The organism is Streptomyces aureoversilis, assembly GCF_042657885.1.
Lineage (GTDB): Bacteria > Actinomycetota > Actinomycetes > Streptomycetales > Streptomycetaceae > Streptomyces > Streptomyces aureoversilis.
Genome location: NZ_JBHSKJ010000012.1, coordinates 207,340 through 230,755, shown reverse-complemented (window position 1 = coordinate 230,755; position 23,416 = coordinate 207,340). Strand labels below are relative to the sequence as shown.

At 72.8% G+C, this 23,416-nt stretch carries 17 protein-coding genes; 7 read left to right on the top strand and 10 right to left on the bottom strand.

The window, feature by feature from the left end; genetic code table 11:
• Window positions 1-19: 19 nt before the first annotated feature.
• Window positions 20-1,627 carry a class I adenylate-forming enzyme family protein gene (locus ACFPP6_RS22215; RefSeq protein ID WP_382045070.1) on the top strand — a complete coding sequence of 536 codons (1,608 nt, stop codon included), beginning with the start codon at window positions 20-22 and terminating at the stop codon, window positions 1,625-1,627.
• Here ACFPP6_RS22215 and ACFPP6_RS22210 read toward each other — a convergent pair.
• From ACFPP6_RS22210 to ACFPP6_RS22200, 3 genes are all read right to left on the bottom strand, one after another.
• The gene (locus tag ACFPP6_RS22210) at window positions 1,612-5,007 is read right to left on the bottom strand and encodes a protein kinase (protein WP_382045068.1); all 3,396 of its coding nucleotides are present in this window, start codon (window positions 5,005-5,007) and stop codon (window positions 1,612-1,614) included. The genes ACFPP6_RS22215 and ACFPP6_RS22210 overlap by 16 nt on opposite strands.
• Window positions 5,008-5,313: 306 nt before the next feature.
• Window positions 5,314-7,239: a serine/threonine-protein kinase gene (locus ACFPP6_RS22205; protein ID WP_382045065.1), complete on the bottom strand. Its 1,926-nt coding sequence runs from the start codon at window positions 7,237-7,239 to the stop codon at window positions 5,314-5,316.
• Window positions 7,240-7,661: 422 nt separating this feature from the next.
• Window positions 7,662-9,368, bottom strand: coding sequence for a glycerol-3-phosphate dehydrogenase/oxidase (locus tag ACFPP6_RS22200; protein WP_382045063.1), 1,707 nt, complete (start codon window positions 9,366-9,368; stop codon window positions 7,662-7,664).
• Window positions 9,369-9,665: 297 nt separating this feature from the next.
• Here ACFPP6_RS22200 and ACFPP6_RS22195 point away from each other — a divergent pair, with 297 nt between their 5' ends.
• The gene (locus ACFPP6_RS22195; protein ID WP_382045061.1) at window positions 9,666-10,937 is read left to right on the top strand and encodes a nucleotide sugar dehydrogenase; all 1,272 of its coding nucleotides are present in this window, start codon (window positions 9,666-9,668) and stop codon (window positions 10,935-10,937) included.
• A 65-nt stretch (window positions 10,938-11,002) separates the two neighbouring features.
• On the opposite strand, the gene ACFPP6_RS22190 is transcribed toward ACFPP6_RS22195, so the two are convergent.
• On the bottom strand, window positions 11,003-12,154 hold the full coding sequence (locus ACFPP6_RS22190; protein ID WP_382045059.1) for a rod shape-determining protein: 1,152 nt from the start codon (window positions 12,152-12,154) through the stop codon (window positions 11,003-11,005).
• 139 nt (window positions 12,155-12,293) lie between these two features.
• On the opposite strand from ACFPP6_RS22190, the gene ACFPP6_RS22185 reads away from it, so the two are divergent.
• Entirely contained in the window at window positions 12,294-12,896 is a 603-nt protein-coding gene (locus ACFPP6_RS22185; RefSeq protein ID WP_382045057.1) for a hypothetical protein, read from the top strand.
• Between the two features lie 97 nt (window positions 12,897-12,993).
• On the opposite strand, the gene ACFPP6_RS22180 is transcribed toward ACFPP6_RS22185, so the two are convergent.
• The 4 genes from ACFPP6_RS22180 to ACFPP6_RS22165 form a co-directional block, all read right to left on the bottom strand.
• Complete coding sequence (locus ACFPP6_RS22180; protein ID WP_168093463.1) at window positions 12,994-14,121, bottom strand: GuaB3 family IMP dehydrogenase-related protein; 1,128 nt, start codon at window positions 14,119-14,121, stop codon at window positions 12,994-12,996.
• Window positions 14,122-14,251: 130 nt separating this feature from the next.
• On the bottom strand, window positions 14,252-15,754 hold the full coding sequence (gene guaB / locus ACFPP6_RS22175; protein ID WP_382045053.1) for an IMP dehydrogenase: 1,503 nt from the start codon (window positions 15,752-15,754) through the stop codon (window positions 14,252-14,254).
• Between the two features lie 173 nt (window positions 15,755-15,927).
• Entirely contained in the window at window positions 15,928-16,530 is a 603-nt protein-coding gene (locus ACFPP6_RS22170; protein WP_058046781.1) for a sigma-70 family RNA polymerase sigma factor, read from the bottom strand.
• Between the two features lie 299 nt (window positions 16,531-16,829).
• Entirely contained in the window at window positions 16,830-17,441 is a 612-nt protein-coding gene (locus tag ACFPP6_RS22165; protein WP_003948568.1) for a response regulator transcription factor, read from the bottom strand.
• 400 nt (window positions 17,442-17,841) lie between these two features.
• Here ACFPP6_RS22165 and ACFPP6_RS22160 point away from each other — a divergent pair, with 400 nt between their 5' ends.
• Complete coding sequence (locus ACFPP6_RS22160; protein ID WP_030368345.1) at window positions 17,842-18,147, top strand: WhiB family transcriptional regulator; 306 nt, start codon at window positions 17,842-17,844, stop codon at window positions 18,145-18,147.
• Window positions 18,148-18,235: 88 nt separating this feature from the next.
• On the opposite strand, the gene ACFPP6_RS22155 is transcribed toward ACFPP6_RS22160, so the two are convergent.
• Complete coding sequence (locus tag ACFPP6_RS22155) at window positions 18,236-19,147, bottom strand: LysR family transcriptional regulator (RefSeq protein ID WP_382045048.1); 912 nt, start codon at window positions 19,145-19,147, stop codon at window positions 18,236-18,238.
• Window positions 19,148-19,226: 79 nt separating this feature from the next.
• Here ACFPP6_RS22155 and ACFPP6_RS22150 point away from each other — a divergent pair, with 79 nt between their 5' ends.
• The 3 genes from ACFPP6_RS22150 (at window position 19,227) to ACFPP6_RS22140 (ending at window position 21,627) form a co-directional block, all read left to right on the top strand.
• The gene (locus tag ACFPP6_RS22150) at window positions 19,227-19,901 is read left to right on the top strand and encodes an MOSC domain-containing protein (RefSeq protein ID WP_382045046.1); all 675 of its coding nucleotides are present in this window, start codon (window positions 19,227-19,229) and stop codon (window positions 19,899-19,901) included.
• A gap of 168 nt (window positions 19,902-20,069) precedes the next feature.
• The gene (locus tag ACFPP6_RS22145) at window positions 20,070-20,843 is read left to right on the top strand and encodes an SDR family NAD(P)-dependent oxidoreductase (protein WP_058046784.1); all 774 of its coding nucleotides are present in this window, start codon (window positions 20,070-20,072) and stop codon (window positions 20,841-20,843) included.
• An 85-nt stretch (window positions 20,844-20,928) separates the two neighbouring features.
• Entirely contained in the window at window positions 20,929-21,627 is a 699-nt protein-coding gene (locus ACFPP6_RS22140) for an ester cyclase (RefSeq protein WP_382045041.1), read from the top strand.
• Between the two features lie 111 nt (window positions 21,628-21,738).
• On the opposite strand, the gene groL is transcribed toward ACFPP6_RS22140, so the two are convergent.
• Complete coding sequence (gene groL / locus ACFPP6_RS22135) at window positions 21,739-23,361, bottom strand: chaperonin GroEL (protein ID WP_382045038.1); 1,623 nt, start codon at window positions 23,359-23,361, stop codon at window positions 21,739-21,741.
• Between the last annotated feature and the right edge of the window lie 55 nt (window positions 23,362-23,416).

Genomic DNA, 23,416 nt, shown 5'->3' with positions numbered 1-23,416 from the left:
GTTTCATGGAGGGCCCGCCATGACCCGCGCCGCCGACGACCTGTCCGCCTCCCGCACCCTGTGGGAGCTGCTCGACCGCCGCGCGGAGCTGACCCCCGGCGCACCGGCCCTCATCCAGGCCGACGAGCCGGACGGCACCGGGCCCGGGGCGGGCGACCGCACGACGACCTTCGGAGAGCTGCGGACGCGCGCCGAGCGCACCGCCGCCGGGCTGTACGCGCTCGGGGTGCGCCCCGGCAGCCGGGTGGCCTGGCAGCTGCCCACCCGCATCGAGACCGTCGTCCTGTCCTTCGCGCTGGCCCGCCTCGGCGCCGTGCAGACGCCCCTCATCCCCTCCTACCGCGACCACGAGGTCGGCCACGCGCTACGGGCCACCGAGGCCGGGTTCTTCGCCGTCCCCGGCATATGGCGGGGCTTCGACCACTCCGCCATGGCCTGCCGGCTCGCCCTCGCGCTCCCCGTGCCGCCCCTCGTCCTCGCCGCCCACGCCAGCCTGCCCGAAGGGGACCCCGCGGCGCTCCCGCCCCCGCCCGCCGACGGCACCGCAGTCCGCTGGATCCACTGGACCTCCGGCACCACCTCCGCCCCGAAGGGCGCCCTGCACACCGACCGCGGGCTCATCACCGCCGGCGTCTGCCTGGCCGCCGCACTGCGGCTCACCCCGCAGGACGTCGGGTCCATGGCCTTCCCCTACGCACACGTCGCAGGCCCCGACTACACCGTGATGCTCCTCCTGCGCGGATTCCCCGCCCTCCTCGTGGAGCACTTCTCCCTGCCCGGATCCCTCGACGCCTACCGCCGCAACGGCGTCACCGTCGCGGGCGGATCGACCGCCTTCTATTCGATGTTCCTCGCCGAACAGCGCAAACAACCCGGGCGCAAGATCATCCCCACCCTCCGGCTCCTGGCGGGCGGCGGCGCGCCCAGGCCGCCGGAGCTCTACGGCGAGGTGGTCCGCGAGCTCGGGTGCCGGCTGGCCCACGGCTACGGCATGACCGAAGCACCCATGATCACCATGGGGGACCCGGAGGACACGGCGGAACACCTGGCCCGCACGGAAGGCCGGCCGCCCGCGGGCATGGAGATCCGCGTGACCGATGCGCACGGCGAGCCCGTGCCGACCGGCACCGAAGGCGGGATACGGCTGCGCGGCGAGGCCGTCTGCCGGGGCTACCTCGACCCCGCCCAGACCGCCGAGGCCTTCGACGCCGACGGCTTCCTCATCACCGGCGACCTCGGCTTCCTCACCGCCGAAGGCCACCTCGTCCTCACCGGCCGCGCCAAGGACGTCATCATCCGCAAAGGCGAGAACATCTCCGCCCAGGAGGTCGAACAGCTCCTGCGGCGCCACCCCGCCGTCGACGACGCCGCGGTGATCGGACTGCCCGACCCCGTACGCGGAGAACGCGTCTGCGCAGTCGTCCAGCAGACCCCCGGAACGGCGCCGCTCACCCTCGGCGAGCTCGCCTCCCACCTGACGGGCGCCGGGCTGTCCGTGCACAAGATCCCGGAACAGCTGGAGCTGGTCGCCCGGCTCCCCCGCGACAACACCCTGCGCAAGGTGCTCAAGCACAAGCTGCGGGAGCGCTTCGGGGCGTGCGGCGAGCCCGGTCAGTCCGCCCGGTAGGCGGCCGCCGCCTGTTCGAAGAAGCGGTCCACCGCGCGCTGCTCGTTCACCGGCCCGATCACCTGCAGCAGGTGGTAGCGACCGCCCAGGATCGTGGCCGAGTTGCGCACGTAGACCTGGCGGCCGCTGCTCTCCGTCCAGTTGAACGTGCCCTCCGCCGACGCCGTCCGGCCCACGTCGATGCGGCGCAGCCCGGAGGCCCCGGACCACGACGAGGAGCGGTACGCCGCCAGCTCGGGCTCCTTCTCCTGCTGGTACGCCATCGGGTCGCTGCCGAACTCCGCCACCTTGTCCCGGCCGGGCACCACGATGAGCTGATAGCCCCCGCCTGCGTAGACGACCTGCCCGCGGTCGTTCTCCCCCCGGCGCCGCCAGTCCTCGGCAACGGCCACGGTGAAGCCCTTGGGATCCTGACGCAGCGCGAAGCCCTCGGCGAGGCCGCCGGAGCCGGCGCTCCGCGCCTCCGGCGAGGCCGACGTGACCGGCGCCGCCGACGTCGCCGGCAGGCTGCTCCCGCCCGGCTTGCCCGCGGTGGCCGGGGCACTGGGCGCTGTGCTGCGCGCATCGGCCGTGCCCGTGAGGTCTGCGGGCGCCCGGCCCGCCTGACCCGCGCTCTCCTCGGCGCGCGGCATGAACAACATCGCGTACAGCACGGCACCGAGGAGAAGCAGCAGGACCAGGCCCAGCAGCAACCGGCCCAGGCCGTACGCCGAGCGGGCAGGGCGACCGCGCTGCTCCTGCAGGTGACCGGTGCGGGGGGCCGCGGGGCGGGCGGCGGGGGCGGTGTCCTTGGCCGTCTTCTTGTGGCGGCCGTGCGCGGCCGGGGCGGTGTCCACGGCCGTGATGGAACGGCTGCCGCGCCTGCGGCGCGCGACCTCGCCCTTGCGCCGGACGACCGGGAGCCGGTGCCGGTCCTCCGCCGGGGGCTCGGGCTCCGGCTCGGCGGGCGGCACCGTGAGCGTGCGGCCGCCGGGATCCGGTTCCGGTGCGGAGCGGATCAGGGAGCGCAGCCAGCCGCGGAGCTCCTCGAACTCCGGCCGCTCGGCCGGGTCCTTGCGCATCAGCGACTCGACGACGGGGCGCAGGGCGCCGCACTCCTCGGCGAACGCGGGCGGCTCGGCGCACACGATCCGCACCAGCTCGGCCGCGCTGTCCTCCGGGTAGGGGGCGTGCCCCTGCACGACGCGGAAGAGCAGGGCCCCGAGCGCCCACAAGTCGGCCGCGGGGCCGACCGGGGGCGCCAGCTGCCAGCTCTCCTGCACGGGCCACGCCTGCTCCGGGGCCCACCGCTCGGTGACGGCTCCCACGACGACCATCCGGGCCTGCCGGGCACGCTCGGCGGCGAGGGCGCTCCCGGGCTGCTGCCCTGGCGCGCCCCAAGCAGCCGAGGCCTCGGGGGAGCTGACGGCAGGGCGGGGTGGCGGGGCTGCGGGCGGGGGTGGGGGTTCGGGTGCGGCAGGGGCGCGCGGCGGGGTGACGGCGGGGCGAGGAGGGGTCGGGCCGGGGGTCATGCCGGGAAGGCCGGGCCAAGAGGCGGCCGTCCCGGGGAGCTTCACGTCGGGGACGTCCGGGCGGGCGGCGTTCGCCCCGTCGGAGGGGCCTCGGGGCCGGTTCCTGCCGGGGGGTGCGCCGTGGAGGGGGCCCGCGGGCCGGGGTGCGGGCACCGGGGCGGAGCCGCTGGCGGCGCTGCCGCCGCCCCACGTGGACGAGCCGGTCGGTGTCGCGGACGACGCGTTCCTCCCTGCCGCGCGGGCGGCCGCAGCGCGGGCGGCCCCTTCGCGATAGGCCGCGATAGCCGCGGAACGCACCTGCCGTGGCCCGCCTTCCCGCCCGGCCTGCCCGGCACCTTGCGCGCCGGGCCGGGAGGGGTTCTGTCCAGCGGGACGCCCGGCGCCCGGTCCACCCGACCGACCGGCACCCTGCCGGCCCACGTGCCCAGCGCCTTGCCCACCCGCAGGCCCGGTCCTCTGCCCACCGGGTTGACCGGCGCCCTGCCCACCCGCCGAGCCCGAGCCTGCGCCCGGCCCCCCGGCATAAGCACCACCCTGACCACCCGGCAGCCCGGCACTCCGCCCGCCCGGTTGCCCGGCACCCCGCGCACCCGGCCCCGGCAACCCGGTGCCCGTCCCGCCGAAATAACCAGCGTCCCGCCCGTTCGGGCGGCCCGCACTTCGTCCGCCCGGATAGCCGGTGGCCTGGGCCCCCGGCGACTCAGCCTCCTGGCCACCCGGCTGCCCGGCGCCCTGCGCACCCAGGCGTCCCGCGCTCTGTCCGCCCGGATAGCCGGTGCCCTGCCCACCCGGCAGCCCGGCGCTCCGCGCGCCCGGACGGCCGAAGCCCTGCCCGTCCGGCACCGGGCGCCCGGTGTTCCGGCCGGGCGTCGGCGGAACCGCGCCCGGTCCGCCCGTCGTCAGGGGGCGGAAACCCTCCGGCGGCCACGGCCTGACCGGTGCTCCCTGGCCGCTCGGCGGCAGGAACCCGCCCGCGGCGCCCTGGTCCCGGTACGGCGACTGCGCGGGCCTCGGGCCCGGCTCGCCCGATCCCGACGTGCCCAAGCCCGGCCCGCCTCCACCCGGCCCGCCTCCACCCGGCCCGTATCCGGCCCCGCGCCCGGCCGCGCCCAGGGCTCCGCCGTCTCCCGGCCCCCTCGGCGCCGCCCGGCCCGCCGACCCGCCGGAGCCCCGCGGCATCGGCATTCCGCCCTGGCCCTGGCCGTCGAAGCCTGCAGGTGGGGTCTGGCCGTCCGGGACGGGGTTGTAGCCGCAGAGGGCTTCCTCGGCGGCGCCGGCGGCCAGGCCGGTGAGGATGGCGCGGCCGTCGTCGCAGATGAGGACGGTGCGCGTGGTGATGTTGCGGTGGGTCCAACCGTGGTCGTGCAGGGCACGCAGCGCAGTGAGGACGTCGGCGGCGACCTCGGCGGCGCGGTGGGGCGACAGGGGCCGCTCGGCGAGCAGCGCGGCCAGCGGGCGGGCGGGCAGCAGCTCGCTGACGACCCACAGGCTGCCGCACTCGGCGAAGACGTGGAAGACCTGGTCGAGCCGGGGGTGATCCGGGACCTGCGCGGCGGCCGCGGCGGCGGCCAGGGCCCGCCTCACCGCCGGATCGCTGCCGGCGCCGGAGACCCCAGCAGCTCCGGAGGTCCCGGCGGCTCCGGAGGTCCCGGCGGCTCCGTGCGTACGGCCCGCCCCGCCGCGCGCGGCACCCGGAGCACCCTCCAGCACCTCGGCGTCCACGACCTCCGGCAGCGGGATCTGCCGGACGAGGACCTCCTGCCCGCTCAAGGTGTCGAAGGCACGGGTCTCGACGAGTTCGAAGACATCGGACGGCGGCAGGGGCAGACGATACCGGTCGGCCAGGATCCGCCCTGCGTAGTCGTCCACGACGCCTCCCCAAGCGCGCGATCCGCACCTCGCCCGAATGCCCGGACAACCGCCAACAGCGGTCAATTTGCCGCCTATTGCGGCTGCGTACCGTCCACGACACCTCACGATACGTGCCGAACCCGCCCCTTCGGGCGCGTACGGCTCAGTACGTGGCTACGGGGATGTACGGGGGTGTCGTCCGTCGCGCCACACCCGTCAGAAAGGTCGGCTCCAACCTCCCGGGTCACGGACACCCAGGCATCCGGACACCCAGGCATCCAGGCATCCAGGCATCCAGGCACCTGGGAAAGAGGAGCGAGGACGTCAGTCCTCAGGCGAGAAGGTCCTGAACGCCGCGTCCCGCAGCGCCCGGCACTCGGCGTCGCCCCACTTGTCCTTCTCGCACGTGATCATGATGGCGTAGCCGCGCTCGTCGTCGACCTTGAAGCCGCGGTTGAGGACCTGGACGCGCTTGCCGTTCTGGTCGCGCTCGAACGACCAGTCCGCGATGGTCGGGTAGTCGTGCCCCTCCCAGCCGCGGATCTCCTGGACGGACAGCCCCTTGTAGTTCGGCATGGTGTGGCGGGCGCCGGAGTCGGCTTCGCGCCACTCCTTGGCGGCGTCCGACTTCGGGTCGGAGCCGAAGTCGACCTGGACGCGCGGGAAGCCGCCGGACGCGCTGTAGATGGCGCCCGAGTGCTCACCGGCGGTGCCGGTCTGCTTCCAGCCCTCCGGTACGGCGATCGCGAAGTGGTATTCGTCGTTCTCGATCCGCTTGAACCCGGCGATGTCCGTGCCCTGACCACCCGAGACGGAAACGGAGGCGGAAGCGGACTTGGCCTTGAGGTCCTTGCCCTCCTTGCCCTGGGCGTCCGCCTTGCCCTGGCCGTCCTGCTTGCCCTGGGCGTCCGCCCGGCCCGAGGCCCCGGCCGAAGGCGCGTGCCTGGTCGCGGACTTGCCTTCCTTGCCGCCTTCGTCGTCACCGCCGCTCAGCGCGAAGGCGAGGACCGTGCCGAGCACGGCCAGCACGACGACGACCGCCGCGACGACCAGCGTCCGCCGCGGCACCGTCTCCAGGAGGGGCTTGCGCACGGCGCCGCCCTGTCGCATGCCGAGCAGGCTGCCGCCCTCGCTCCCCCGCCCGCCGGGGGCGTCACCGGAGAACTGACGGGTGGTGGAGTCGGCGCCCGCGGCGCGCGGTACGCCGTGGACCGGGGGCGCGGCACGCGGCGGCCCCTGCGGCGAAGGCGCGTGCGCGGCCTTGGCCACGGGCTCGCCCGCCCGCTGCACGGAGGGCTTGGCCTGCGGCCGGGCGGGCACGGCCGTCTCCGGTATCGGCGGGACGGCGATGGCCTGCGTGGCGTCCAGGTCCCGCGCGGCCGGCTTCGGCTTGGGGGGCAGGCGCTCGTCGGGGGCGTTGACGGCGTCGGTCAGCAGCGCGCGGGCGCCCGCCTCGTCGAGCCGCTTCTCCGGGTCCTTGGCGAGCAGCCCGTACATGACCTCGGCCAGCGGGCCCGCGTTCTTCGGCGGGCCGAGCGGCTCGGTCATCACGGCGGTGAGGGTGGCTATGGCCGAGCCCTTGTCGTACGGCGGGACGCCCTCGACCGCCGCGTAGAGCAGGCCGCCCAGCGACCAGAGGTCCGCGGGAGGGCCGGGCTTGTGGCCGCGGGCGCGCTCGGGGGAGATGTACGAGGGGGCGCCGACGAGCATGCCGGTGGAGGTGACGGAGGGGTCGCCCTCGACCTGCGCGATGCCGAAGTCGGTGAGGACGACGCGGCCGTCGTCCGAGATGAGCACGTTGGACGGCTTCACGTCGCGGTGCAGGATGCCCTGGCGGTGCGCCGCGCCCAGCACGTCGAGGACCGCAAGGCCGACCTCGGCCGCCCGACGCCACTTCAGTGGCCCGTCCTCGCGGATGACATCGGCGAGCGAGCGGCCCTCGATGAGCTCCATGACGATCCAGGGGCGGTCGTCCTCGTGCACGACGTCGTAGACGGTGACCGCGCCCGCGCTGCGGATCCGGGCGATGGCCTTCGCCTCGCGCAGCGTGCGCGTGATGAGGCGTCGCTTCTCGTCCTCGTCAATGTTGGCCGGGAACCGCAGTTCCTTCACGGCGACCGTACGGCCCAGGGTCTCGTCACTGGCACGCCAGACCGTTCCCATGCCGCCGCGGCCGAGGACGTCCCCGAGGCGGTACCGCCCGGCCAGGAGGCGCCCTGCCGTGCCCTGCGTCTGCTCCGCCTCCGACATGCGTCCCCTCTGGCAATCAGCTCTGCGACCAACCGACCCTGGCAGAGCCACCATTGTCTCTCATCCGCGGACCGGCGGAAGGCCAGGGTCCGCGGGCCGGCGGACAATACGGGCGCACCGCCGCCCTTCGCCCTCCGCGCGACGCGCGCCGGCCGCCGCCGCACCGGCCCGGCCCACCTGCGCCGCGAGGGCCCGGCGGCGCCCGGCACGACGACGCCGGCGGGTGCCGCACGGGTCCGTTGCCTTTACAGGACCCGGTTTCGGACAGGACGGTTCCCGGCGCGTCGGAGCTGTCACATGACGCTCATCAGAGCTCACCAGACACAACTGCCCCAACGGGGCATCAAAGGCACCGGATCAGAGGTACCGGCTCGGACACATCAGACCGGACGCATCAGATCGGACGCATCAGATCGGACGCATCAGATCGGCTGCACGTCCGGCGCCCCCAGCCGCGCCGCATCCGCCGTCAGGTCGTCCGGCTGCAGCTGCGATTCGCGCTCGGCCTCCACCCGCTTCTCGTAGCGCTCGACCTCCTTCTCCACCTGCGACCGGTCCCAGCCCAGCACCGGCGCCATCAGCTCGGCGGTCTCGCGGGCGCTGCGCGTGCCGCGGTCGAAGGTCTCGATGGAGATGCGGGTCCGGCGGGTGAGGACGTCGTCGAGGTGGCGCGCGCCCTCGTGGGAGGCGGCGTAGACGACCTCGGCCCGGAGGTAGTCGTCGGCGCCGGTGAGCGGGTCGCCCAGGGAGGGGTCGGCGGCGACGAGCTCCAGCACTTCGTCCACCATCGAGCCGTACCGGTTCAGCAGGTGCTCCACGCGCGCCACGTGCAGGCCGGTGTTCTGGGCGATCCGCGCGCGCCCGTTCCACAGCGCCTTGTAGCCCTCCGCCCCGACGAGCGGCACGTCCTCCGTGACGCACTCGGCCACGCGCCGGTCGAGCGCGTGCACCGCCTCGTCCACGGCGTCCTTGGCCATCACGCGGTACGTGGTGTACTTCCCGCCCGCCACGACGACCAGCCCCGGCACGGGGTGGGCCACGGTGTGCTCGCGCGAGAGCTTGCTGGTCGCGTCCGACTCGCCGGCCAGCAGGGGACGCAGGCCCGCGTACACGCCCTGCACGTCGTCCCGCGTCAGCGGCACGGCCAGGACCGCGTTGACGTGCTCCAGCAGGTAGTCGATGTCCGCGCTCGACGCGGCGGGGTGGGCCTTGTCCAGGTCCCAGTCGGTGTCGGTCGTGCCGATGATCCAGTGCCTGCCCCAGGGGATCACGAAGAGCACGCTCTTCTCGGTGCGCAGGATCAGCCCGGTGGTGGAGTGGATGCGGTCCTTCGGCACCACCAGGTGGATGCCCTTCGAGGCCCTGACGTGGAACTGGCCGCGCTCGGCGATGAGCTTCTGGGTGTCGTCCGTCCACACCCCCGTGGCGTTGACGATCTGCCGGGCCCGGACCTCGAACTCCCCGCCCTGCTCCAGGTCGCGCACCGTGGCGCCGACCACCCGCTCGCCCTCGCGCAGGAAGCCGGTCACCCGCGCCCGGTTGGCGACGTGGGCCCCGTAGGCGGCGGCCGTGCGCACGATGGTGGTGACGTAGCGGGCGTCGTCCATCTGGGCGTCGTAGTACTGCAGCGCGCCCACCAGCACGTCCTTCTTCAGGCACGGCGCGACGCGCAGGGCCCGCTTGCGGGTGAGGTGGCGGTGGGTGGGCAGGCCCCGGCCGTGCCCGGAGGAGACGGACATCGCGTCGTAGAGCGCGACGCCGGAGCCCGCGTAGAGGCGCTCCCATCCGCGGTGCTGCAGCGGATAGAGGAAGGGCACGGGCTTGACCAGGTGCGGGGCGAGCCGCTCCAGCAGCAGGCCGCGCTCCTTGAGGGCCTCTCTGACGAGGGCGAAGTCGAGCATCTCCAGGTAGCGCAGGCCGCCGTGGATGAGCTTGCTGGAGCGGCTGGAGGTGCCCGCCGCCCAGTCGCGCGCCTCGACGAGGCCGGTCGTGAGTCCGCGCGTGGCCGCGTCGAGCGCGGTGCCCGCCCCGACGACGCCGCCGCCGACGACCAGGACGTCCAGTTCCCGCTCCGCCATCCGGGCGAGTGCCGCACTGCGCTCGTCCGGCCCGAGTGTCGCTGTCCTCACCGCTGCCTCCGTTTCGGCCGCCGGTTGCTCCGCTGGTCCCTGCGCTTCCGTGCTTCCACACTTCCGTGCTCCCGCACTTCCGCACTGCCGTGCTCCCGCGCTCCCGCGCCTCCGTGCTCCCGTGCTTCCGTCCTTCCCTCTCGATGCTGCCCCAGATCGGCCGGTTTGGCCGCGCCGGCGGCGCAGGGGAGCGAGCCGCGCCGCGTTGGTCCCCAATAACAGTCATATATCCGCTTAACCTGATGTAACTCGTTCGCGTGCCGAACCCCCCGGCTCCCCGGGAAGGACCGCCTCGTCATGCCCGCAGATCTCGCCGTCATCGGACTCGGCCACCTCGGACTGCCCCTCGCCCAGGCCGCGACCGCCGCCGGCATCGACACCATCGGCTACGACCCCGACCCGCACACCGTCGCCGAGCTGCGCGCCGGCCGGCTCCCCCTGGAGTGCGCCGACGGCTCCCTCACCGCCGCCGAAGTCCGCCGGATGATCGCCGCCGGCTTCCGCCCCACGACTGCCGACGCCGAGCTCGGCAAGGTGCGTACCGCAGTGATCTGCGCCCCCACCCGGCTCGGCGAGGACAGGGCCCTCGACCTCTCCGCCATCGGTGCCGCGGCCCGGGCGCTCGCGGTACGGCTGCGCCCGCACACCACCGTTCTCCTGGAGTCCCCCGTCTACCCCGGCGCCACGGAGGAATACCTGCGCCCCCTGCTCGAATCCGGCTCCGGGCTGCGCGCCGGCCACGACTTCCACCTGGCCTACTCCCCCAGCCGGGTGGACCCGGGCACCAAGCGCCACGGCTACGCCGGCATCCCCAAGGTCATCGGCGGCCTCACCCCGGCGTGCACGGAGGCCGCCGCCGCCTTCTACGGGCGGGTCTGCGAGAAGGTCGTCCGCGCGCGCGGGCCGCGCGAGGCCGAGGCCGTCCGCGTCCTCGAGACCAACTACCGGTACGTCAACGTGGCGCTCGTCAACGAGATGGCCGTCTTCTGCCACGACATCGGCGTCGACCTGTGGGACGTCGTGCGCTGCGCCGAGACCAAGCCCTTCGGCTTCCAGGCCTTCCGCCCCGGGCCCGGGGTCGGCGGGCCCGGCGTGCCCATCGACCCCAACTACCTGTCCTACAAGGGCCGCAGCCTCGGCTATCCGCTGCGGATGGTGGAGGTCGCCCAGGAGGTCAACGGGCGCATGCCGCGCTACGTCACCCAGCGGTGCGCCACGCTCCTCAACGAACACGGCAAGTCCGCGCGCGGGGCCCGCGTCCTGCTGCTGGGGGTCAGCTACAAGGCCGACGTCTCCGACCAGCAGGGATCGCCCGCCCGCGAGATCGCCTCACGGCTGATGGAGCTGGGGGCGCAGCTCAGCTACCACGACCCGCACGTGGCGCAGTGGCGGGTGATGGGGCGGCCGGTGCCGCGGGCCGACAGCGTGTACGAGGCTGCGGCCGCGGCCGACCTCACGGTGCTGCTGCAGCATCACCGGACCTACGACCTGCAGGGCCTTGCGGTGAAGGCGCAGCTGCTCCTGGACACACGCGGGGCGACACCCGCCGGCGCGGGGTACCGCTTGTAGGAGCGCCGCCCCACGACCAGGGAATGCCGCCCCGGGACCAGGGGTTGCCGCCCCGCGGCCAGGGATTACAGCCGCCCCAGCCCCAGCGCCCTGTTCGGCGCGTCCAGGACCGTCCTCAGGGCCGCGAAGTCCTCCACGCAGCGGCCCGTGCCGACCGCCACGCAGTCCAGCGGGTCGTCGGCGATGATGACCGGGATGTCGAGCTCCTTGCTGAGCCGGACGTCGAGGCCGCGCAGCAGCGCGCCGCCGCCCGTGAGGACGATGCCGCGGTCCATGATGTCGCCGGAGAGCTCCGGCGGGGTCTCGTCGAGGGTCTGGCGGACCGCCATGACGATGGCGTCGACGGGCTCCGACAGCGCGTGGCGGATCTCGTCGGCCGTCAGCTCGCGCGTCTTGGGCAGGCCGCTGACCTGGTCGCGGCCGCGGATGGTGCAGCGCTCCGGCGGCTTGAGGCCCTGGGTCTCCTCCGGGTCGCCGCCGACCTCCTCCAGGCCGGTGTCCTTCTCCAGCTGCTTGGCGAGGGCGGCCAGCCCGGCCGCGGACCAGTAGCCGGTCGGCGCGGCGGAGCCGATGTTCATCTTGATCTCCTCCGCGGTGCGTTCGCCGATCGCGAGGGAGTACTCCTTCTTCACGTACGAGATGATCGCCGCGTCCATCGCGTCGCCGGCCGTGCGCACGGAGCGGGCGGTGACGATGCCGCCCAGGGAGATGACGGCGACCTCGGTCGTACCGCCGCCGATGTCGACGACCATGCAGCCGGTCGGCTCGCTGACGGGCAGGCCCGCGCCGATCGCCGCGGCCATGGGCTCCTCGACGAGGTGCACCTGGCGGGCCCCGGCGCGCGAGGCGGCCTCGATGACGGCGCGCCGCTCGACGCCGGTGATGCCGGAGGGCACGCACACCACGACGCGGGGACGGGCGAAGAGGCGGTTGCCCATGACCTTCTTGATGAAGTGCCGCATCATGCGCTCGGCCACCTCGAAGTCGGCTATGACGCCGTCGCGCAGCGGGCGGACCGCGACGATGTTGGAGGGGGTGCGGCCTATGGTCTCCTTGGCCTCGGAGCCGACCGAGAGCACGCTGCCGTCGTCGGCGTTCACGGCGACGACTGACGGTTCGTTGAGCACCACTCCCTTCCCGCGCACGTACACCAGGGTGTTCGCCGTGCCGAGGTCGATCCCCATGTCCCTGCCGCTGAACGACTTGCTTTGCGCCATAAGTTGCCATTATTCCTTACGGTCGAACTTTTATACGGAGTTCACAGCCGTGTGCTCGCTGTGGGTAACGACGGCGTCGTAGCACGCTGATACCTTTTGGCCCTTACTCAACACCGAGCACATTCGGGGGACATCGCAGATGAGCCAGCCCTGGCAGCAGCCTCAGCAACCGCAGCAGCCGCCGCAGCACAACCCGTACGGCCAGCCGCCGCCCCAGCCGTACCCGCCGCAGCACCAGCCCTACCCGCCCCAGCAGCCGCCCTTCGGCTACGGGCAGCAGCCGCCGCCTCCGTACGGCCCTCCCGGCGGCTTCCCGCCGCCGCCCCCGCCGGTCCGCCGGGGCAACCCCGGCCTCGCCGTGGTGCTCGGCCTCGTGGCCATGCTCGTCGGCGCCGCTGTCTACGGCGGGATCCTCAAGGCCTCCGACGGCGGCCAGATCGGCTACCTCGCCGTCGGTACGGGCGCGCTCATCGGCGCCGCCCTGGGCAAGGTCGGCGGCCGCAACCCCGCCCTGCCGGTGGTCGGTGCGCTCCTCGGGCTCCTCGGCGTCTACCTGGGCCAGATCTTCGGCATCGCCCTGGAGCTGAGCGACGTCTTCCGCGTCCCGGTCACCGAGATCCTCTTCGAGCACTTCGACTCGCTGTCCGAGGCCTGGCAGGAGTACCTGGAGCCGATCGACGCGCTCTTCTTCATACTCGGCGGCGCGGGCGCCTTCCAGACCGCCCGCAAGCTGGGCGGCTGACGCCCGCGGCCCCGCACGGCACGGCACGACGCCGAAGGGCCCGGACCGCGACGGCGGTCCGGGCCCTTCGGGCTGTCAGCTGCGCTGCTGCTCCGCGTCAGCGCTTGTCGTGCTGCGACGGCGCGACCGTCACCTCGACCCGCTGGAACTCCTTGAGGTCGCTGTAGCCCGTGGTGGCCATGGCGCGGCGCAGGGCGCCGAACATGTTCATCGAGCCGTCCGGGGTGTGCGAGGGACCGGTGAGGATCTCCTCGGTGGAGCCCACCGTGCCCAGGTTCATCCGCTTGCCGCGCGGCACGTCCTCGTGGACGGCCTCCATGCCCCAGTGGAAACCGCGGCCCGGCGCGTCGGTGGCGCGGGCGAGCGGGGAGCCCATCATCACGGCGTCGGCACCGCAGGCGATGGCCTTGGGCAGGTCGCCGGACCAGCCCACGCCGCCGTCGGCGATGACGTGCACGTAGCGGCCGCCGGACTCGTCCATGTAGTCGCGGCGGGCGGCGGCCACGTCGGCCACGGCGGTCGCCATCGGGACCTGGATGCCCAGGACGTTGCGGGTGGTGTGCGCGGCGCCGCCGCCGAAGCCGACGAGGACACCGGCCGCGCCCGTGCGCATCAGGTGCAGGGCGGCGGTGTACGTGGCGCAGCCGCCGACGATGACCGGCACGTCGAGCTCGTAGATGAACTGCTTGAGGTTCAGCGGCTCGGCGGCGCCGGAGACGTGCTCGGCGGAGACGGTGGTGCCGCGGATCACGAAGATGTCCACGCCGGCGTCGACGACGGCCTTGGAGAACTGCGCGGTGCGCTGCGGGGAGAGCGCGGCGGCGGTCACGACACCGGAGTCGCGGACCTCCTTGATGCGCTGGCCGATCAGCTCTTCCTTGATCGGCTCGGCGTAGATCTCCTGGAGGCGCTTGGTCGCGGCGGTCTCGTCCAGCTCGGCGATCTCGGCGAGCAGCGGCTCCGGGTCCTCGTAGCGGGTCCACAGGCCCTCGAGGTTGAGGACGCCCAGGCCGCCCAGCTCGCCGATGCGGATGGCGGTCTCGGGCGAGACGACCGAGTCCATCGGGGCGGCCAGGAACGGCAGCTCGAAGCGGTAGGCGTCGATCTGCCAGGCGATCGAGACCTCCTTCGGGTCGCGGGTACGGCGACTCGGGACGACGGCGATGTCGTCGAATGCGTACGCCCGGCGGCCGCGCTTGCCGCGCCCGATCTCGATCTCAGTCACGTGTGTGGCCTTTCCTTCTACGTCCTGCCGCATCCAGTATCCCCGACGCGGCGGAGCCCGCGGCCTGAGCGGTCGCGGGCTCCGTAAAAATGCTTTAAACGCGTACTACTACCGGTGACAGTAGGACCGGCTACCGGCGGGAGTAGTTCGGCGCCTCCACCGTCATCTGGATGTCGTGCGGGTGGCTCTCCTTGAGGCCCGCCGACGTGATGCGGACGAAGGTGCCCTTGTCCTTGAGCTCCTGGATGTTGGCGGAGCCGACGTAGCCCATGGAGGCGCGCAGGCCGCCGATGAGCTGGTGCGCCACCGAGCCCAGCGGACCGCGGTAGGGCACCTGGCCCTCGATGCCCTCGGGCACGAGCTTGTCCTCGGAGAGGACGTTGTCCTGGAAGTAGCGGTCCTTGGAGAAGGAGCGGGCCTGGCCGCGCGACTGCATGGCGCCCAGCGAACCCATGCCCCGGTAGGACTTGAACTGCTTGCCGTTGATGAAGACCATCTCGCCCGGCGACTCCTCGCAGCCCGCGAGCAGCGAGCCGAGCATCACCGCGTCGGCACCGGCGGCGATCGCCTTGGCGATGTCGCCCGAGTACTGCAGACCGCCGTCGCCGATCAGCGGCACGCCCGCGGCGTGGCACGCCTGCGCGGCCTCGTAGATCGCGGTGACCTGCGGGACGCCGATGCCGGCGACGACGCGGGTGGTGCAGATCGAGCCCGGGCCGACGCCGACCTTGACGCCGTCGACACCGGCGTCGATGAGCGCCTGGGCGCCGTCGCGGGTGGCGACGTTGCCGCCGACGACGTCGACGTTGATGTTGGACTTGACCTTGGCGATCATGTCGAGGATGCCGCGGCTGTGGCCGTGGGCGCTGTCGACGACCAGGAAGTCGGCGCCGGCCTCGACGAGCGCCTGGGCGCGCTCGTAGGCCTCGTCGCCCACGCCCACCGCGGCACCGACGATCAGGCGGCCCTCGGCGTCCTTGGCGGCGTTCGGGTACTGCTCGGCCTTGACGAAGTCCTTGACCGTGATGAGGCCCTTGAGCACGCCGGAGTCGTCGACCAGCGGCAGCTTCTCGATCTTGTGACGGCGGAGCAGCTCGATGGCGTCCTCGCCGGAGATCCCGACCTTGCCCGTGACCAGCGGCATCGGCGTCATGACCTCGCGCACCTGGCGGCTGCGGTCGAGCTCGAAGGCCATGTCGCGGTTGGTGACGATGCCGAGGAGCTTGCCGGCCGGGTCGGTGACCGGCACGCCGCTGATACGGAAGCGCGCGCAGAGCGCGTCCGCGTCGGCGAGGGTGGCGTCCGGGCGGACCGTGATCGGGTCGGTGACCATGCCGGACTCGGAGCGCTTGACCAGGTCGACCTGGTTGGCCTGGTCCTCGATGGAGAGATTGCGGTGCAGGACGCCCACGCCGCCCTGGCGGGCCATGGCGATGGCCATGCGCGCCTCGGTGACCTTGTCCATCGCCGCCGACATCAGCGGGATGTTCACCCGGACGTTGCGCGAGACCCGGGAGGAGGTGTCGACGGCGTTCGGCAGGACCTCCGAAGCGCCCGGCAGCAGCAGGACGTCGTCGTAAGTCAGACCGAGCATCGCGAATTTCCCGGGCATTCCGTCGACGTTGTCAGTCATGACACCTTCCCAAATGGTCTTGCCCCAGCGCGGACTCCCATGCTAACGGCCGCCACACGTGTCCCATTCCACGACGGCTGAGGATCGCGTCACTTGGAGATTCGTACGATTGCGGGCCGCGATGGCCCTCGGGCCTCCTGCCCGGCCGGCCCTACTGCTCCCCCACCGCTCCCCTACTGCTCGGCCAGCGCGCGCAGCCTGCTGAGCGCCCGGTGCTGCGCGACCCTCACCGCACCCGGCGACATGCCCAGCATCTGCCCCGTCTCCTCGGCGGTCATGCCGATGGCGACGCGCAGCAGGACCAGCTCGCGCTGGTTCTCCGGAAGGCTTGCGAGGAGCTTCTTGGCCCACTCCGCATCGCTGCTGAGCAGGGCCCGCTCCTCCGGCCCGAGCGAATCGTCCGGCTGCTCGGGCATCTCGTCGGAGGGCACGGCCGTGCTGCCGGGGTGGCGCATGGCGGCCCGCTGGAGATCGGCGACCTTGTGCGCGGCGATGGCCACGACGAAGGCCTCGAAGGGGCGCCCGGTGTCGCGGTAGCGGGGCAGGGCGCAGAGCACGGCGAGACAGACCTCCTGTGCGAGGTCGTCCACGAAGTGGCGGGCATCACCCGGCAGCCGCGACAGCCGGGTGCGGCAGTAGCGCAGCGCGAGGGGGTGCACGAGGGCCAGCAGGTCGTGGGTGGCCCGCCGGTCACCCTCGACGGCGCGGGCTACGAGGGCGCCGATCTCTCCCGGGGCGGCCGCCGCCGGGGACCCCTTCGTATCGTCTTCGCGCATCGGTCCATGGTGCCTTGAAGTCGGACTTTCCGTGGCACCGAGTCCGTGACCCTGTGCGCAGTCCCGCCCGTGGTCCCGTCCGTAGTCCTGTACCGATGCGTTGTGAGCGGGTGCGCCGGCAGTCATTTCCCGCGCCCTCCCATCACGCCCGACCGAGCCGTCCCCGAGGAACTCCATACTCCAAGGATGCGGCAGCGCGCGGGAAACGTGCAGCGGGACGGACAGCTCCGGCACCCCGCCCCGCCCGCTCGGGGACGGGCGGGGTACGTCGCTCCCCCGCTGCGCTGCACGTCAGGCGCCTAGCGGACCAGGCCCCAGCGGAATCCGAGCGCCACGGCGTGCGCCCGGTCCGATGCGCCCAACTTCTTGAACAGGCGCCTGGCGTGGGTCTTGACGGTGTCCTCCGAGAGGAAGAGCTCCCGCCCGATCTCCGCGTTCGAGCGGCCGTGGCTCATGCCTTCGAGCACCTGGATCTCGCGCGCGGTGAGCGTGGGTGCGGCGCCCATCTCGGCCGAGCGCAGCCGGCGCGGGGCGAGCCGCCAGGTCGGGTCGGCGAGGGCCTGCGTCACGGTGGCCCGCAGCTCGGCGCGCGAGGCGTCCTTGTGCAGATAGCCCCGCGCTCCGGCGGCGACCGCGAGCGCGACACCGTCGAGGTCCTCGGCGACGGTGAGCATGATGATGCGGGCCCCGGGGTCCGCGGACAGCAGCCGGCGCACGGTCTCGACTCCACCGAGACCGGGCATGCGTACGTCCATCAGAATCAGATCCGAACGATCGGCTCCCCAGCGGCGGAGGACTTCCTCGCCGTTGGCTGCCGTCGTCACACGCTCGACGCCGGGCACGGTCGCCACCGCGCGGCGGAGCGCCTCACGGGCAAGCGGGGAATCGTCGCAGACGAGGACGGATGTCATGACCGTCCTCCGCAGCTGATGCGCGTCACCTTGAGCCTCCAGGCTGGTACTGATCGTCACCTGTGCGATCGACGACTCTGGCGCCGGGTCGGACACCTGCCCGACTGCTTCATCCGTCAACCGCCTCCGCCCTCTCAACGACGGTCACCCGAAAGAGTTACGGGGTCGGTCGAGCACGTTCGGCACTCTACGTGAGGGCGCGGACACGGAGCAGGGCGCATTGGGGGCGCCCGGCACACCACCCCTGCCACACCCCCGCCCCGCCCGTGTCACAACTGAGATATGCCCCATTTGCCCATGCGGAGCAGTTTTTCTTCCCATTTGCTGGTGTCTATGACTAGATTCGCAATCAGTCATATTTACATCCGCCCGGCAGACCGTTCGCTTCGAGGGGATAGCAATGGCAGATTTCTCCCGGCTTCCCGGTCCCAACGCCGACCTGTGGGACTGGCAGCTCCTGGCCGCCTGCCGCGGGGTCGACAGCTCGCTCTTCTTCCACCCGGAGGGCGAGCGCGGCGCCGCCCGCAGCGCCCGCGAGACCTCCGCGAAAGAGGTGTGCATGCGCTGCCCGGTACGCGCCGAATGCGCGGCGCACGCGCTGGCCGTGCGGGAGCCCTACGGCGTGTGGGGCGGCCTCACCGAGGACGAGCGCGAGGAGCTGATGGGCCGCGCGCGACACAGAGCCATCGCCGCGGCCGGCTCGTAAGGAGCCCGGACCGCGGCCGGCCCGCAGGCCCGCGCCGGGGCGCCGCCCGCCCGGCGCGCGGGACTGACACCCCTGCGCCGGGCCCCGCTCAGCGCCCGGCCGTCCCCGCCAGCTTGTCCAGCATCGCGTCCACCGCCGGCACCCGCGCCAGGTCCGGCAGGGTCAGGGCCACGATCTCGCGGTGCACCGCGGGCTCCACCGGAACCACCCGCGCGCCCTTGGGACGCACGGACTCCAGCGCCAGCTCCGGCATCACCGCGACGCCCAGCCCCGCGCCGACCAGGCCGAACACCGCCGGGTAGTCGTCGGTCGCGAAGTCGATGCGGGGGGTGAACCCGGCGCTCTCGCAGACCTCCACCAGATGCCGCCGGCAGCGCGGGCAGCCCGCGATCCACGGCTCCTCCGCCAGGTCGGTGATGCCGATGCGCTCCGCCCCGGCCAGCCGGTGCCCCTCCGGGACCACGCCGATGAGCCGGTCGGTCAGCAGCGGGCGGACGACGAGGTCCTCCCATTCCGCGCCTACGGCCGGATCCGACCCCCGGACGTCCGGGTAGCGGAAGGCCAGCGCGATCTCGCACTCGCCGTCGCGCAGCATCTCCACCGAGCGCGGGGGCTCGGCCTCCACCAGGGAGATCTCGGTGCCCGGGTGCGCCGCCCGCATCTGCGCGAGCGCGCCGGGCACGAGCGTCGAGCTGCCACTGGGGAAGGACACGAGCCGCACCCGGCCCGCGCGCAGCCCGGCGATGGCCGCGATCTCCTCCTCGGCGGCGGTCAGCCCGGCCAGGATCCCGGAGGCGTGCCGGACGAGGGCCGTGCCGGCCTGGGTGAGGCGCATCTCGCGGCCCGTGCGCACCAGCAGGGGCGTGCCCGTGGACTGCTCCAGCGCCTTCATCTGCTGACTGACGGCGGGCTGGGTGCAGCCCAGCTCGCGCGCCGCGGCGGAGAAGGAACCGGTCAGGGCCACCGCGCGCAGCACCCTCAGATGACGAGCCTCGATCATGCTGCGAGCATAAGGCAACCTTGGGGAAGTCGCGACTTACCCCCTGGTCACTTTGAGTTGCAGCGAGTAATCTCGGTCCATGCACCTCCTCTCCGTGAATGTGGGCCGCGCCGGTACGGCGGACGTCCCTGGCGCGCCCGGCTTCGAGGCCGGCATGGCCACCGGAATCGACAAGCGCCCCGTCGAGGGGCCGGTCGCCGTGGCCGCGCCGGGCCCCAAGGGCACGGGCGGCAGCGGCCTCGCGGGTGACGAGATCGTCAGCCTGCGCCACCACGGCGGGGACGACCAGGCGGTGTACGCGTTCGCGCGCGAGGATCTCGACCGCTGGGAGCGGGAGCTCGGCCGCCCCCTGCCCAACGGCTCCTTCGGCGAGAACCTCACCACCAGCGGTCTCGACGTCAACGGCGCGCTGATAGGCGAGCGCTGGCGCATCGGTGCCGATCTGGTGCTCGAGGTCAGCGCTCCCCGCATCCCCTGCCGGACGTTCGCCACGTGGCTCGGCGAAGCGGGCTGGATCAAGCGGTTCACCCAGGAGGCAGCCCCCGGCGCCTACCTTCGGGTGATAGAGCCGGGCGAGATCCGCGCGGGCGACCCCGTCACCGTCGTCCACCGCCCCGGCCACCACGTCACGGTCTCCTTCCTCTTCCGCGCCGGCACCGTCGAGCGGGCCCTCCTGCCCGACGTTCTGGCAGCCGGGGACGCCCTTACGGCCGGTACGCGCGAGAAGGCGCTGGCGTACCGGGCGAGCCTCTGAGGCCCCCGGAGCGGCTCCGGCGGCGGGCCGGGCGGGCGGCGCCGCGCCCCTGACCGGGCGTCCGGAGCGGCACGGCTGCCACCCCGTGACCGTCAATCAGCGCCCGACCCGCCGTCAAAACGCCGAACGAGATCGGCAAGCGCCGCCGCCGGGCTCTAACGTGCCGGTATGACGACTGTATTGATCACTGGAGCGACGGCCGGGATCGGCGCCGCGTTCGCGCGCCGCCTGGCGGGCGACGGCCACGACCTCGTACTCGTGGCCCGTGACGAGGAGCGGCTCGGCCGCCATGCGACCGAGCTCCACGACCGCCATGGCGTGGAGGTGGAGGTCCTGCCCGCGGACCTCGCCGAGGAGGAGGGCATCGAGGCGGTCGAGGCGCGCCTGCGCGACCGCGAGCGCCCGGTGCACCTGCTGGTCAACAACGCCGGGTTCGGCAACAAGGGCGGCTATCTGGAGGTGCCCCTCGCCGACGAGCTCAAGATGCTCAAGGTGCACTGCGAGGCGGTGCTGCGGCTGACGTCCGCGGCGGCCGAGGGGATGCGGGAGCGCAAGCGCGGTGCGGTGATCAATGTGGCGTCGATCGCCGCGTTCGTCCCGCGCGGCACGTACGGCGCGAGCAAGTCCTGGGTCGTGCAGTTCACCCAGGGCGCCGCGCGCGACCTGGCCGGGAACGGGGTGCGGCTGATGGCGCTGTGCCCCGGTTTCGTGCGGACGGAGTTCCACCAGCGCGCCGGGATGGGCACGGACAACGTGCCCGGCTGGCTCTGGCTGGACGCCGACAAGGTGGTGACGGCCGCGCTGCGGGACCTGTCGCAGGGGAAGACGCTGTCGGTGCCCGACCCGCGGTACAAGGCCATGACGGGCCTGATGAAGCTGGCGCCGCGCAGGGTGGTGTCGCGGGCGTCGTCGACGACGGGCCGCAAGTACGGGCCGAAGTAGCGCGCCTTCTCCGCTGCAGCGGAGAATCCCGCCCTCCCGGGTGATCCATTCAGGACTAACCTGGATATATCACCCGGGAGGCGCCATGACTTTCGTACAGATCATCGACTGCAAGACGAGCCGGTACGACGACATGAACCGGCTGATGGACGACTGGCTCGCCGCGACCGAGGGGAAGCGCACCGCCACGCACTCGATCGTGGGCAAGGACCGCGCGCAGGGCGACCACTACGTGGAGATCGTGGAGTTCCCCTCCTACGAGGACGCGATGCGCAACTCGAAGCTCCCCGAGACCGACCGGATCTTCGCCGAGATGGTCGCGCTCTGCGACGGGATGCCGACCTTCACCGACCTGGACGTGGTCCGCGACGAGCAGCTCAACAAGGCCGCGGCCCGCCGCTTCTTCGACGAGGTGGCGCGGGACGGGAATCTCGGCCTGATCGAGGAGCTCTTCGCCGCCGACCACCGCGACCACGACATGGGCAAGGCCGAACCCGACATGACCGGCCGGGACGTCATCCGCTCCGACGTCGAGGGCTGGCGGGAGGCGTTCGACTTCGCCTTCACCCTCCACTCCCAGATCGCCGACGGCGACGAGGTCGCCACGCGCTGGACCTGGCGGGGCACGCACCAGGGCGACTTCATGGGTCACCAGCCCACCGGGCAGGAAGTGCTCATGACGGGCACCACCGTCTTCCGCTTCCGGGACGGGAAGATCGCCGAGAGCTGGTGGTTCTACGACCTGATGCGGCTGATGCGGCAGCTGGAGGCGGGGCCGGTGTGAACCGCAGGCACCCGTGACCGGCCGGACGGCCGGACGGACGGACGAACGGCCGGAGCCCGGCACCCACCAGGGGTGCCGGGCTCCGGACTGCGGCCGCTGTGCGGCGCGGGGTCAGTGCGAGTGACCGTGGCCGTGACCGGCCTCGGGCTCCTCGTCGGCCGGCTTCTCGACGACCAGGGTCTCGGTCGTGAGCAGCAGCGACGCGATGGACGCGGCGTTCTCCAGGGCGGAGCGGGTGACCTTGACCGGGTCGATGACGCCGGCCTTCACCAGGTCGCCGTACTCGCCGGTCGCGGCGTTGAAGCCCTGGCCCTTGTCGAGCTCCGCCACCTTGGAGGTGATGACGTAGCCCTCGAGGCCGGCGTTCTCGGCGATCCAGCGCAGCGGCTCGACGGCGGCGCGGCGGACGACGGCGACACCGGTGGCCTCGTCGCCCTCCTTGCCCAGGTTGCCCTCGAGCACCTTGACGGCGTGGACGAGCGCGGAGCCACCACCGGAGACGATGCCCTCCTCGACCGCGGCGCGGGTCGCGGAGATGGCGTCCTCCAGACGGTGCTTCTTCTCCTTGAGCTCGACCTCGGTGGCCGCACCCACGCGGATGACGCAGACGCCGCCGGCGAGCTTGGCGAGGCGCTCCTGGAGCTTCTCGCGGTCCCAGTCGGAGTCCGTGGCCTCGATCTCGGCCTTGATCTGGGCGACGCGGCCCTGGACGTCCTCGGAGTTGCCGCCACCGTCGACGATGGTGGTGTCGTCCTTGGTGATGGTCACGCGGCGGGCGGAGCCCAGCACGTCCAGGCCGACCTGGTCGAGCTTGAGGCCGACCTCCTCGGCGACGACGGTGCCGCCGGTCAGGGTGGCCATGTCGCCCAGCATCGCCTTGCGGCGGTCGCCGAAGCCCGGGGCCTTGACGGCCACGGCGTTGAAGGTGCCGCGGATCTTGTTGACCACGAGGGTGGAGAGGGCCTCGCCCTCGACGTCCTCGGCGATGATCAGCAGCGGCTTGGAGGAGCCACCCTGGATGATCTTCTCCAGCAGGGGCAGCAGGTCCTGGATCGAGGAGATCTTGCCCTGGTGGATGAGGATGTACGGGTCCTCGAGGACGGCCTCCATGCGCTCCTGGTCGGTGACCATGTAGGGCGACAGGTAACCCTTGTCGAAGGCCATGCCCTCGGTGAAGTCCAGCTCCAGACCGAAGGTGTTCGACTCCTCGACGGTGATGACACCGTCCTTGCCGACCTTGTCCATCGCCTCGGCGATGAGCTCGCCGACCTGCTTGTCCTGGGCGGACAGGGCGGCGACGGCGGCGATGTCGGCCTTGTCGTCGATCGGGCGGGCGGTCGCGAGCAGCTCGTCGGAGACGGCCTTGACCGCGGCGTCGATGCCCTTCTTCAGGGCGGCCGGGGAGGCGCCGGCGGCGACGTTGCGCAGACCCTCGCGGACCAGCGCCTGGGCCAGGACGGTCGCGGTGGTGGTGCCGTCACCCGCGATGTCGTTGGTCTTGGTCGCCACCTCCTTGACGAGCTGGGCGCCGAGGTTCTCGTACGGGTCCTCGATCTCGACCTCACGGGCGATGGTGACGCCGTCGTTGGTGATGGTCGGGGCACCGAACTTCTTGTCGATGACGACGTTGCGGCCCTTGGGGCCGATCGTCACCTTGACCGTGTCCGCCAGCTTGTTGACACCGCGCTCGAGGGCGCGACGGGCGTCCTCGTCGAACTTCAGGATCTTCGCCATGGTTGCTTCAAGTCCTCTCAAACGAACCGCGCCCCGGACCCCGGCGGCACATACA